Here is a 12145-nt window from a genome sequence, read left to right as displayed (position 1 = left end):
GACCCCGCAGCCGCAGGGTGTCGCCGCGGGTGGCGCGAGGCCGTCCCACATCATGGAGAGACACCTCTCAGGTGCGCCAGATATTTCATACTTTGCGGAGCAATGACCGAGATGATCGGGGTGTTCGAGTGACCGCAGTGCTAGTGCTGGAAGACGGCCGCGTCTTCCACGGGACCCCCTACGGGGCCCAAGGTGAGACCTTCGGCGAGATGGTCTTCAACACCGGGATGACCGGCTACCAGGAGACGCTCACCGACCCCTCCTACCACCGCCAGATCGTCGCGATGACCGCGCCGCACATCGGCAACACGGGGGTCAACGACGAGGACCCCGAGTCCTCGCGCGTCTGGGTCTCCGGCTACGTGGTCCGCGAACCCGCCCGCATCCCCTCAAACTGGCGTTCGAGGCGCTCCCTCGACGACTACCTGAGGGACCAGGGTGTCGTCGGCATCGCCATCCCCGGCACCCGCGCCCTCACCCGTCACCTGCGCGAACGCGGCGCCATGCGCGCGGGCGTCTTCTCCGGCGAGGCCCTCGCGCCGGTGGAGGAGCTCCTCGCCCGGGTCAGGAACAGCCCCGCCATGGAGGGCGCCGACCTCGCCGAGGCCGTCTCGACCGCCCAGCCGTACGTGGTGCCTGCGGTCGGGGCCAAGCGCTTCACGGTCGCCGCCGTCGACCTCGGCATCAAGGCGATGACCCCGCACCGGATGGCCGAGCGCGGCTGCGAGGTGCACGTCCTGCCCGCCTCCAGCACCGCCGAGGACATCCTCGCCCTCAACCCCGACGGGGTGTTCTTCTCCAACGGCCCCGGCGACCCGGCCACCGCCGACCACCAGGTCGAGGCGCTGCGCGGCGTCCTGGAGGCGGGCAAGCCGTTCTTCGGCATCTGCTTCGGCAACCAGATCTTCGGCCGCGCCCTCGGGCTCGGCACCTACAAGCTGCGCTACGGCCACCGCGGGGTCAACCAGCCCGTCCAGGACCGCCGCACCGGCAAGGTGGAGATCTCCGCGCACAACCACGGCTTCGCCGTACGGGCCCCGCTCGACGGCTCCTTCGACACGCCGTACGGCCCGGCGGAGGTCAGCCACGTCAACCTCAACGACGACTGCGTCGAGGGACTGCGGCTGATCGACAGGCCGGCCTTCAGCGTCCAGTACCACCCGGAGGCCGCGGCGGGCCCGCACGACTCCGCCGGGCTGTTCGACCGCTTCTGCGCCCTGATGGAAGCGACGCAGGAAGAGACAGGGAACACGACGAGGGGGAACAAGGGTGCCTAAGCGTACGGACATCCAGTCGGTCATGGTGATCGGCTCGGGGCCGATCGTGATCGGGCAGGCCTGCGAGTTCGACTACTCGGGCACCCAGGCCTGCCGCGTGCTGCGCGCCGAGGGCTTCCGCGTGATCCTCGTCAACAGCAACCCGGCCACGATCATGACGGACCCCGAGTTCGCCGACGCGACCTACGTCGAGCCGATCACCCCGGAGATCGTCGAGAAGATCATCGCCAAGGAGCGCCCCGACGCGCTGCTGCCCACCCTGGGCGGCCAGACCGCGCTCAACACCGCGATCGCCCTGCACGAGGCCGGTGTCCTGGCCAAGTACGAGGTCGAGCTGATCGGCGCGGACGTGGACGCCATCCAGGCGGGCGAGAACCGCGAGATGTTCAAGGACATCGTGACCAAGGTCGCCGCCGAGCACGGTCTCAACGCCGAGTCGGCCCGCTCGTTCGTCTGCCACACCATGGACGAGTGCCTGGCCGCCGCGGGCGAGCTCGGCTACCCGCTGGTCGTGCGGCCCTCCTTCACCATGGGCGGCGTCGGCTCCGGCTTCGCCCACGACGAGGAGGGCCTGCGCAGGATCGCCGGCGCCGGCCTGGACGCCTCCCCGACGACCGAGGTGCTCCTCGAGGAGTCCATCCTCGGCTGGAAGGAGTACGAGCTGGAGGTCATGCGCGACAAGGCGGACAACGTCGTCATCGTCTGCTCCATCGAGAACCTCGACCCGATGGGCGTGCACACCGGCGACAGCGTCACCGTGGCCCCCGCGCTGACCCTCACCGACCGCGAGTACCAGAACATGCGCGACGTCGCCATCGCGGTCATCCGCGAGGTCGGCGTCGACACCGGCGGCTGCAACATCCAGTTCGCGGTGAACCCGGCCACCGGGCGCATGATCGTCATCGAGATGAACCCCCGCGTCTCCCGCTCCAGCGCCCTGGCCTCCAAGGCCACCGGCTTCCCGATCGCCAAGATCGCCGCCAAGCTGGCCGTCGGCTACACCCTGGACGAGATCCCCAACGACATCACCAGGGAGACCCCGGCCTCCTTCGAGCCCTCGCTCGACTACATCGTGGTCAAGGTGCCGCGCTTCGCCTTCGAGAAGTTCGCCGGGGCCGACCAGACCCTGACGACCCACATGAAGTCGGTCGGCGAGGCCATGGCCATCGGCAGGTCCTTCCCCGAGGCCCTGCAGAAGGCCCTGCGGTCCCTGGAGAAGAAGGAGTCGACCTTCACCTGGGCCGGGGAGCCCGGCGACAAGGACGCGCTGCTGACCGCCTGCCGTACGCCGCACGACGGCAGGCTGCGGACCATGCAGCAGGCCATCCGCGCGGGCGCCACGGCCGAGGAGCTGTTCGAGGCGACCGCGGTCGACCCGTGGTTCCTCGACCAGCTCTACGCGATCGACGAGATCGCCGCCGAGGTGCGCCAGGCGGAGGACCTCACCGCCGAGATCCTCGTCAGGGCCAAGCGGTACGGCTTCAGCGACACGCAGATCGCCGAGCTGCGCGGAGCCGACGAGCCCGGGATCCGCGCCCTGCGGCACGCGCTGGGCGTACGGCCCGTCTACAACACCGTGGACACCTGCGCGGCCGAGTTCGCCGCCCAGACCCCCTACCTCTACTCCACCTACGACGAGGAGACCGAGGTCCCGCAGGGCGATCGCCCCAAGGTCCTCATCCTCGGCTCCGGGCCCAACCGCATCGGCCAGGGCATCGAGTTCGACTACGCCTGCGTGCACGCCTCCTTCGAGCTTTCGGCCGCCGGATACGAGACCGTCATGGTCAACTGCAACCCGGAGACCGTCTCGACCGACTACGACACCTCCGACCGGCTCTACTTCGAGCCGCTCACCCTGGAGGACGTCCTGGAGGTCGTCCACGCCGAGCAGCAGAGCGGCCCCGTCGCGGGCGTCATCGTCCAGCTCGGCGGCCAGACCCCGCTCGGCCTGGCCCAGGCGCTCAAGGACGCCGGGGTGCCGATCGTCGGCACCTCGCCCGAGTCGATCCACCTCGCCGAGGAGCGCGGCGCGTTCGGCCGGGTCCTGGCCGAGGCCGGGCTGCCCGCGCCCAAGCACGGCACCGCCGTCACGGTCGAGGAGGCGCTGGAGATCGCCGAGGAGATCGGCTACCCGGTGCTGGTCCGGCCCTCCTACGTCCTCGGCGGCGCGGGCATGGCCATCGTCTACGACGACAGCACGCTGTCCACCTACATGGCCAGGGCGGGCGCGGCCAGCGACCACCCGGTCCTGGTGGACAAGTTCCTCGACGAGGCCGTCGAGATCGACGTGGACGCCCTGTTCGACGGCGAGGAGCTCTACCTCGGCGGCGTGATGGAGCACATCGAGGAAGCCGGCATCCACTCCGGCGACTCGGCCTGCTCGCTGCCCCCCATGACGCTCGGCAGCCACGACATCAAGCGCATCCGCGCCGCGACCGAGGCGATCGCCAGGGGCGTGGGCGTGCGGGGCCTGCTGAACGTGCAGTACGCCCTGTCGGCCAACATCCTGTACGTCCTGGAGGCCAACCCCAGGGCCAGCCGTACGGTGCCGTTCGTCTCCAAGGCGACCGCGGTCCCGCTGGCCAAGGCGGCGGCCAGGGTGATGATGGGCGCCACCGTGGCCGAGCTGCGCGCCGAGGGCATGCTCCCGGCGGAGGGCGACGGCGGCACCCTGCCGCTCGACGCGCCCATCGCGGTCAAGGAGGCCGTGCTGCCGTTCAACCGGTTCAGGGGCGTCGACACCGTGCTCGGCCCCGAGATGCGCTCGACCGGCGAGGTCATGGGCATCGACGAGTTCTTCGGCACCGCCTACGCCAAGTCGCAGGCCGCCGCCTACGGCTCGCTGCCCACCAAGGGAAGGGCGTTCGTCTCGGTCGCCAACCGCGACAAGCGCGCGATGGTCTTCCCGGTCAAGGCGCTGGCCGATCTCGGCTTCGAGATCCTCGCCACCGAGGGGACCGCCGAGGTGCTGCACCGCAACGGCGTCCAGGCCAAGGTCGTGCGCAAGCAGAGCGAGGGGCCGGGGCCCGACGGGGAGCCGACCATCGGCGGGCGCATCCTGGACGGTGAGGTGGACCTCATCGTGAACACGCCCTTCGGCAGCCCCGGCCAGTCCGGACCCAGGCTGGACGGCTACGAGATCCGCACCGCGGCGGTGCTGCGGGGCGTGCCCTGCATCACGACCGTCCAGGGGCTGGCGGCGGCCGTACAGGGCATCCAGGCCATCGTCCGCGGTGACGTGGGCGTGCGGTCGCTGCAGGAGCACGCGCGGCGGCTGCGGGGCTGAGCCGGCCCGGTTCGGCCCGGTGGTCCTCCCGCGGCGGACGAGGACCGGTCCCGGGCGTGGAGAATGAGGAGCCGGACGCGGACCGCGGGCGCGTCCGGCAGGCGGGACGGGTGAGCGGCGGCAGGCCGCGGGCCCGCTCCGCGCCGTGCGAGGGACCGGACGTCACGGAGACGAGAACACCTGCGGGGTCGACGCCTAGGCGGAGGTGAGAGAGACGGCTGTTACTCCCGTGCAGGTGACGGGCACGGTGCTGACGACGCGCCGGGTCGACGCCTACCACGCGCTGACCGTGGTCGCGCCCGGCGTCGCCGAGCGGTTCAGGCCGGGCCACTTCGTCTCGGTCGCCGTCGGCGGGCCGCAGACGTCGATGCTGACGCGCCGGGTCTTCTTCGTCCACGACGTCAAACCCGACTACGGCGGCACGGTCGAGTTCGTCTTCACCGTCAGGGGGCCGGGCACGGCCTGGCTCGCCGAGCGCCGCGCCCGCGACACCCTCGACCTGGTCGGCCCGCTCGGCAGGCCGTTCCCGCTGCCCCGCGACCCCGCGACCTGCGTCCTGGTCGGCGCCGAGTACGGCTCGGCGACACTGTTCACCGTGGCCGACGCCCTCCAGCAGCGCGGCTGCCGCGTCGACTTCGTGCTCGGCGCGGCCTCGGCCGACCGGGTCTTCGGCGCGCTGCGCGCCAGGAGGATGGGAGAGACGACCACCCTGACCACGGAGGACGGTTCCCTCGGTATGCGCGGCAGAGTGGCCGACGTGCTGCCCGGTGTGATCGCCGACGTCAGGGCGGACGCGGTCTACGCGTGCGGCCCGATGGAGACGCTGCGCGGCGTCACCGCCGTCGCGGTCGAGTTCGACATCCCGGTGCAGGTGGCCGTCGAGGAACGGATGGCCTGCGGGATCGGCGTGTGCATGACGTGTGTGCTGCCGGTCATCGGAGACGACGGCGTCACCCGGATGGTGCGCTCGTGCGTCGAAGGACCGGTCTTCAGAGGCGAGCGCGTCCGCTTCGACGACGTGGGGACGATCCCGTTCGACGCGCTGGGAGCGCCGGGTGGGGGAACACGGAATGTCGGTTGACATGCGGACCTACCTGGGGCACGTGGAACTGGCCAACCCCATGACCACGGCCGCGGGGTGCGCCGCCTCGGGGGCCGAGCTGGCCCAGTTCTTCGACCTGGCCAGGATCGGCGCCCTGACGACCAGATCGATCACCATGGCCCCCAGGGCGGGCAGGCCGACCCCCAGGGTCGCCGAGACCCCCTCGGGGCTGCTCAACGCCGTCGGCCTGCAGGGGCCGGGCATGGACGCCTTCCTGGAACGCGAGCTGCCCTGGCTGGCCCAGCGGGGGATAAGGACCGTGGTCTCCATCGGGGGCGGCACCGTCGCCGAGTACACCGCGCTGGCCCGCAGGCTCACCGACGCCCCCGGGGTGACCGCCGTCGAGGTCAACCTGTCCTGCCCCAACATCGAGGACCGGGGCAGGGTCTTCGCCCGTGACGGGGCCGCCTCCGCCGAGGTGGTCGCCTCCGTCCGCTCGGTCATGCGTTACGACGTGCCGGTCGTGGCCAAGCTGTCGCCGGACGTGATGGACATCGTGAGCGTGGCCAGGGCGTGCGTCGACGGCGGCGCCGACGCCCTCTCGATGATCAACAGCCCGATCGGCATGAGCATCGACACCGAGGCCATGCGGCCCTCCCTGGCCGCGGTCACCGGCGGCCTGTCGGGACCGGCCATCAGGCCGCTGGCCGTACGCTGCGTGTGGCAGGTGCACGCGGCGCTGCCCAGCGTGCCCATCATCGGCATGGGCGGCGTGCTGACCGGCAGGGACGCCTTCGAGCTCATTCTGGCGGGCGCCTGCGTCGTCGCCGTCGGCACCGCCCTGTTCCACGACCCCTACGCCTGCCTGCGTGTCCTGAGAGAGCTTGAGGAGCTCCTGGCGGCGCGCGGTTTCCACCGGCTGGCCGACGCGGTCGGGCTGGCCCATCGCCCACCGGGCGCTTCCGCCCGGAACCGGATAGACCTGGAGGAGAGTTCCCTGTGACGCCCGCACCCATCGCCGTAGCCCTGGACGCGCCCGACCTGGAGACCGCAGCCCGCTGGGCGGGCATGGTCACCCCGCATGTCAGCACCGTGAAGGTCGGGCTCGAACTCTATCTCCGCTACGGCCCCGAGGTGATCGCCTCGGTCAGGGGCGCCAGCGGCGTCCAGATCTTCCTCGACCTCAAGCTGCACGACATCCCCAACACGGTCGCCGGCGCGGCCAGGGCCGTGGCACGGCTCAAGCCCGCCATCCTGACCGTCCACGCGGCCGGAGGCCCCGCCATGATCAGGGCGGCCGTCGAGGCGCTGCCCGACACCCGGATCGCGGCCGTGACGGTGCTCACGTCGCTGTCCGCGGCCGATCTGGAGCGCGTCGGCCTGGAGGGCTCTCCCGACGACGCCGTGCGCCGCCTGGCCTCGCTGGCCGTGGGCGCGGGCGCCCAGGCCCTCGTGTGCTCACCCCGCGAGGTCGCCGCGGTGCGGGCAGAGGTCGGCCAGGACGTCACCCTGATCACCCCCGGCGTCCGCCCCGCCGGTTCTGAGACTCAGGACCAGGCAAGAGTAGCGACTCCGGAGAGGGCTTTGGCCGACGGGGCCGATCTTCTGGTGATCGGCCGCCCGATCACCGGCGCCGCCGACCCCGGCGCGGCCGCCGCGGGAATCGCCGCCGCGCTGCGCAGAGCCCTCTCCTCGGCCGGTGGGAACGCCTGATCCGGGATGTGATCCACGCCCCCGTAAAACACGGAGTTGAGGGTTGTTTCATCGACACTCGGCGACTTTCACGCTACACAAAGTGACGAAGTAGATTTTCTAAGGGAAGAAACTGGTCTTGACGTTGCTTGAAGCGCGATGACCAGCTAGTTTCCCTTCCCGTCCGAGTACATCGACAGGAAATTCGAGGTGACCCGGCGTGGCTCTTCCTCCCCTTACCCCTGAGCAGCGCGCCGCAGCCCTAGAGAAGGCTGCCAAGGCCCGCCGAGAGCGTGCCGAGGTTAAGAACCGCCTGAAGCACGGCGCTATCTCTCTGGCTGAGGTGCTCAAAGACGGGCAGGCTGACGACGTCATCGGCAAGATGAAGGTGTCGGCTCTTCTGGAGTCGCTCCCCGGCGTGGGCAAGGTCCGCGCCAAGCAGCTGATGGAGCGGCTTGGCATCGCAGAGTCCCGCCGCGTGCGGGGCCTGGGAGCCAACCAGCGGGCGTCCCTTGAGCGTGAGTTCGGCGGGGCCGAGGGCTAGTCTCGGTCCGGTACGGACACGCTCATCCGCGCCTGGCGCGGGAACGGCATCACGGGGGGTTGTGGAGTTGACCGGAACATCGTGGTCCGACGGGAGTCGGGCTCCGGGGAAGACCGCTGAGAGCGGGTCCGGCGGCTCCGTGTCCCCGGTCGAAGGTCCGGAGGGGGCTGGAGCCTTCCCCGGGCCGACCGGCAACCGCCTGACGGTCCTCTCAGGGCCGTCAGGCGTTGGCAAGTCCACGGTCGTCGCCGAGCTTCGGCGGGCACACCCCCAGGTGTGGCTGTCGGTCTCGGTGACCACCAGGAGGCCCCGGCCGGGTGAGACCAACGGGGTCGAGTACTTCTTCGTCGACGACGCGGAGTTCGACCGCCTGGCCGCCTCGGGCGAGCTGCTCGAATGGGCGGAGTTCGCGGGCAACCGGTACGGCACGCCGCGCGGCCCGGTGCTCGCCAAGCTCGCGGCCGGGGTGCCCACGCTCCTGGAGATCGACCTGCAGGGGGCCCGTCAGGTCCGGGCGAGCATGCCGGAGGCACTGCTGGTCTTCCTCGCCCCGCCGAGCTGGCAGGAGCTGGAGAAGCGCCTGCGGGGCAGGGGCACCGAGCCCGAGGACGTCATCGCCCGCCGCCTGGCCGCGGGCCGGATCGAGATGGCCGCGGAGCAGGAGTTCGATCTCTCCCTGGTGAACACGTCCGTCCAGGAGGTATGCCACAGGCTGATAGCCTTGTTGGCTGATGCTCCCGAGGCTTCGAGCCCCGGACGTTCACCTAACTAGGGGAAAACACAACGTGGCAACGAACGCGGCCTACTCCGAAGGCATCACCAACCCGTCGATCGACGCCCTGCTGGAGATCGTCGACAGCAAGTACAGTCTGGTGATCTTCGGTTCGAAGCGCGCCCGTCAGATCAACGCCTACTACTCCCAGCTCGGCGAGGGCCTGCTGGAGTACGTCGGGCCGCTCGTGGAGACCCACGCCCAGGAGAAGCCGCTGTCCATCGCGCTGCGCGAGGTCAGCGAGGGTCTGCTGACCTCAGAGCCGATCGAGGGCTAGTCCCGCCGATGCGGACGCCTGGCGAGGGCGAGACCGCCCTCCCCTCCTCCCTCGCGGAACCATCCCGGACGGAGCCCGTCCCGGCGGAGCAGGCGGTCCCCGGCCCGCGCCGCCGACCGGCCGTCGTCCTGGGGGTCGGCGGCGGCATCGCCGCCTACAAGGCCTGTGAGCTGCTGCGCCTGTTCACCGAGTCGGGCCACGACGTGCGCGTCGTGCCCACCAGGCAGGCCCTGCGCTTCGTCGGTGAGCCCACCTGGGCCGCCCTGTCCGGAAACCCCGTCGCCGCCGACGTCTGGGAGTCGGTGCACGAGGTGCCCCACGTCAGGATCGGCCAGGGCGCCGACCTGGTCGTCGTCGCGCCCGCGACCGCGGACCTGCTGGCCAGGGCCGCCCACGGGCTGGCCGACGACCTGCTGACCAACACGCTGCTCACGGCGCGCTGCCCGGTCGTCCTCGCGCCCGCGATGCACACCGAGATGTGGGAGCACCCCGCGACCCGCGCGAACGTGGCGACCCTCCGCGAGCGCGGCACGCTCGTCGTCGAGCCCGCCGTCGGCCGCCTCACCGGCGCCGACACGGGCAGGGGACGGCTGCCCGACCCCGTGGAGATCTTCGAGTTCTGCCGGGGCGTGCTCGCGGGCAGGCCCGCCGACCTCGCGGGCCGCAGGCTGGTGGTCTCGGCGGGGGGCACCCGCGAGGCCATCGACCCGGTCCGCTTCCTGGGCAACCGCTCCTCCGGCCTGCAGGGCTACGCGCTGGCCCGTACGGCCCTGGCCCGCGGCGCGGAGGTCACCCTGGTCGCCGCCAACGTCGCACTGCCCGATCCGGCGGGGGCGACGGTCGTCCGGGTCGAGTCGGCGCTCGAACTGCGCGAGGCCGTGCTGAAGGCGGCCGAGGAGGCCGACGCCGTGGTCATGGCCGCCGCCGTCGCCGACTTCAGGCCCGCGCGGCGGAACGAGTCGAAGGTCAAGAAGACCTCGGCCGATCCTGACCCTATCCATTTGGTGAAAAATCCGGACATCCTTGCTGAGCTGGGTGAGCGCCGGAGGCAGGGGGAGGGGCCGAGCCCGCGGGTCATCGTGGGGTTCGCGGCCGAGACCGACGACGTGCTCGCCAACGGGCAGGCCAAGCTCGCCCGCAAGGGCTGTGACCTGCTGGTCGTCAACCAGGTCGGGGAGAATCTCGCCTTCGGGACACCTGACAACGCGGCGGTCGTGCTGGCCTCGGAGGGCGGCCGGGTCGAGATTCCGCGCGGCCCCAAGGAGGCCCTGGCCGACGTGGTCTGGGACCTCGTCGCCGAACGCCTGGCCTGACTCCCTTGCCGGAGATCGGCCGGCGGCGGATACTGCGTCCGGAGCGACCTGGAACGTCACGCCCGGAGGGTTCCCGACCATGCCGGTCTCCGCTGCCGTCAGGGCGCGCTGCCGCGCCCTGCTTCCGCCGGGGGAGGACATCAGTTACGTCCTGCCCGCCCTCTCCGTGAGCTCGCCGGGGACGGCGGCCTTCCTCATCGTGGTCACCGACCGGTCGATCCTGGTGATGTCCACCAAGTTCTTCGACCACGGCATGCCCAGTTCGGTCTACGCGACGCACGCGCGCCGTACCCGGCTCGGCCCGGTCGAGTTCTCCTCGAGCGCGGCCATCGAGTTCGGCGGGATGGTCTTCGAGATCGACGAGGAGTACGCGGCGGTGGTGTGCGCCGCGGACGCCGAGGTCTTCGCGCCGGAGACGCTGCCCGCCGACCCCCTGCCCGACCTCTGAACCCTGCTCTCCGGTCGCCGTCCGTAGCGTGATATCCCGGTAAATGGGTTGGTTTAGTGTGATTTTGGGCTGGTTGGACGGCAAGGCGTCAGGATTCGGGCACGCCGGATTCAGGGTGATTTCGCGGCGCCGTACCTGGTGGGGCTAGAATTCGGCGAGCGCTTCGGGTGCCGTGTGCCCCGAAGTCCCAGACGCCAGCAGCCGCTGCATGAGGAGCCACTGACTTGTCCCGTCGCCTGTTCACCTCCGAGTCGGTCACCGAGGGCCACCCGGACAAGATCGCCGACCAGATCAGTGACGCGATTCTCGACGCCATGCTCAAGGGAGACCCCCGGAGCCGTGTCGCGGTCGAGACGCTGATCACCACCGGTCAGGTCCACGTCGCCGGAGAGGTGACGACGGAGACCTACGTCGACATCCCCGGTCTCATCCGGGCGAAGATCCTCGAAATCGGTTACGACGCCTCGCACAAGGGCTTCGACGGCGCCTCCTGTGGCGTCTCGGTGTCCATCGGCGCGCAGTCGCCCGACATCGCCCAGGGCGTCGACGCCGCCTACGAGGCCCGTGAGGGCGAGGGCTCCGACGAGCTCGACCGCCAGGGCGCGGGCGACCAGGGCCTGATGTTCGGCTACGCCTCGCGCGAGACCCCCGAGCTGATGCCGCTGCCGATCCAGCTGGCCCACCGCCTGGCCGAGCGCCTGTCGGAGGTCCGTAAGAACGGCACCGTCCCCTACCTCCGTCCCGACGGCAAGACCCAGGTCACCATCGAGTACGACGGCGACAAGCCGGTCCGCCTCGACACCGTGGTCGTCTCCACCCAGCACGCGGCCGAGATCGACCTCAAGGAGATGCTCGCCCCGGACATCAAGGAGCACGTGGTCGACCCGGTGCTCGCCGGTCTTGAGATCGAGACCGAGGGCTACCGGCTGCTGGTCAACCCCACCGGCCGCTTCGAGATCGGCGGCCCGATGGGCGACGCCGGTCTGACCGGCCGCAAGATCATCGTCGACACCTACGGCGGCATGGCCCGTCACGGCGGCGGCGCCTTCTCCGGCAAGGACCCGTCCAAGGTCGACCGCTCGGCCGCCTACGCCATGCGCTGGGTCGCCAAGAACATCGTGGCCGCGGAGCTGGCGGACCGCGCCGAGGTCCAGGTCGCCTACGCCATCGGCAAGGCGCACCCGGTCGGCGTGTTCGTCGAGACCTTCGGCACCGAGAAGGTCCCGGTCGAGAAGATCCAGGAGGCCGTGCTCAGCGTCTTCGACCTGCGCCCGGCCGCGATCATCCGCGACCTCGACCTGCTCCGCCCGATCTACTCGGCGACCTCCGCCTACGGTCACTTCGGTCGTCCCGAGTTCTCCTGGGAGGCCACCGACCGCGCCGACGCCCTGCGCAAGGCCGCCGGTCTCTGACCCCGCAGGCACGGCCCCCGCGAGTATCCCTCGCGGGGGCCGTGCCGTTTTTCCCGGCCTTCTCCCCGTGTGGTCCTGACCG

General features: G+C 70.9%; 11 protein-coding genes. All 11 read left to right on the top strand.

The window, feature by feature from the left end; genetic code table 11:
* Positions 1 to 128 precede the first annotated feature (128 nt).
* Complete coding sequence (gene carA / locus ABZ470_RS06465; RefSeq protein ID WP_362910401.1) at positions 129 to 1277, top strand: glutamine-hydrolyzing carbamoyl-phosphate synthase small subunit; 1149 nt, start codon at positions 129 to 131, stop codon at positions 1275 to 1277.
* A complete protein-coding gene (gene carB / locus ABZ470_RS06460; protein ID WP_362910399.1) occupies positions 1270 to 4563 on the top strand; it encodes a carbamoyl-phosphate synthase large subunit in 3294 nt (1097 codons plus the stop codon). Before carA ends, carB begins: the two co-directional genes overlap by 8 nt.
* A gap of 229 nt (positions 4564 to 4792) precedes the next feature.
* Positions 4793 to 5644 carry a dihydroorotate dehydrogenase electron transfer subunit gene (locus ABZ470_RS06455; protein ID WP_352006960.1) on the top strand — a complete coding sequence of 284 codons (852 nt, stop codon included), beginning with the start codon at positions 4793 to 4795 and terminating at the stop codon, positions 5642 to 5644.
* Positions 5634 to 6608: a dihydroorotate dehydrogenase gene (locus ABZ470_RS06450; protein ID WP_352008950.1), complete on the top strand. Its 975-nt coding sequence runs from the start codon at positions 5634 to 5636 to the stop codon at positions 6606 to 6608. The genes ABZ470_RS06455 and ABZ470_RS06450 overlap by 11 nt, the downstream gene beginning before the upstream one ends.
* Positions 6605 to 7318, top strand: a complete 714-nt coding sequence (gene pyrF / locus ABZ470_RS06445) for an orotidine-5'-phosphate decarboxylase (RefSeq protein WP_352008951.1) — start codon at positions 6605 to 6607, stop codon at positions 7316 to 7318. The genes ABZ470_RS06450 and pyrF overlap by 4 nt, the downstream gene beginning before the upstream one ends.
* A gap of 199 nt (positions 7319 to 7517) precedes the next feature.
* Complete coding sequence (gene mihF, locus ABZ470_RS06440) at positions 7518 to 7841, top strand: integration host factor, actinobacterial type (RefSeq protein ID WP_184714603.1); 324 nt, start codon at positions 7518 to 7520, stop codon at positions 7839 to 7841.
* Between the two features lie 139 nt (positions 7842 to 7980).
* Positions 7981 to 8613, top strand: coding sequence for a guanylate kinase (gene gmk, locus ABZ470_RS06435; RefSeq protein WP_362910397.1), 633 nt, complete (start codon positions 7981 to 7983; stop codon positions 8611 to 8613).
* Positions 8614 to 8626: 13 nt separating this feature from the next.
* Positions 8627 to 8890 (top strand): DNA-directed RNA polymerase subunit omega, encoded by a 264-nt coding sequence (rpoZ, locus tag ABZ470_RS06430; RefSeq protein WP_352008953.1) that lies wholly within the window; start codon positions 8627 to 8629, stop codon positions 8888 to 8890.
* A gap of 8 nt (positions 8891 to 8898) precedes the next feature.
* On the top strand, positions 8899 to 10203 hold the full coding sequence (gene coaBC / locus ABZ470_RS06425; RefSeq protein ID WP_352008954.1) for a bifunctional phosphopantothenoylcysteine decarboxylase/phosphopantothenate--cysteine ligase CoaBC: 1305 nt from the start codon (positions 8899 to 8901) through the stop codon (positions 10201 to 10203).
* A 79-nt stretch (positions 10204 to 10282) separates the two neighbouring features.
* Positions 10283 to 10651 (top strand): hypothetical protein, encoded by a 369-nt coding sequence (locus ABZ470_RS06420; RefSeq protein ID WP_352008955.1) that lies wholly within the window; start codon positions 10283 to 10285, stop codon positions 10649 to 10651.
* Between the two features lie 224 nt (positions 10652 to 10875).
* A complete protein-coding gene (gene metK / locus ABZ470_RS06415) occupies positions 10876 to 12063 on the top strand; it encodes a methionine adenosyltransferase (protein ID WP_352008956.1) in 1188 nt (395 codons plus the stop codon).
* Positions 12064 to 12145: the final 82 nt, after the last annotated feature.

It is taken from the genome of Streptosporangium sp. NPDC020072 (genome assembly GCF_040631445.1).
In the GTDB taxonomy this organism is placed as follows: domain Bacteria; phylum Actinomycetota; class Actinomycetes; order Streptosporangiales; family Streptosporangiaceae; genus Streptosporangium.
The sequence above is the reverse complement of the archived record's forward strand: the minus strand, read 5'-3'. Positions and strand labels throughout refer to the sequence as shown.

Bases quoted from the DNA above. Each gene is read 5' to 3' on its own strand.
- ABZ470_RS06450 (WP_352008950.1), top strand. From the start codon at position 5,634: ATGTCGGTTGACATGCGGACCTACCTGGGGCACGTGGAACTGGCCAAC.
- coaBC (WP_352008954.1), top strand. From the start codon at position 8,899: ATGCGGACGCCTGGCGAGGGCGAGACCGCCCTCCCCTCCTCCCTCGCG.
- ABZ470_RS06420 (WP_352008955.1), top strand. From the start codon at position 10,283: ATGCCGGTCTCCGCTGCCGTCAGGGCGCGCTGCCGCGCCCTGCTTCCG.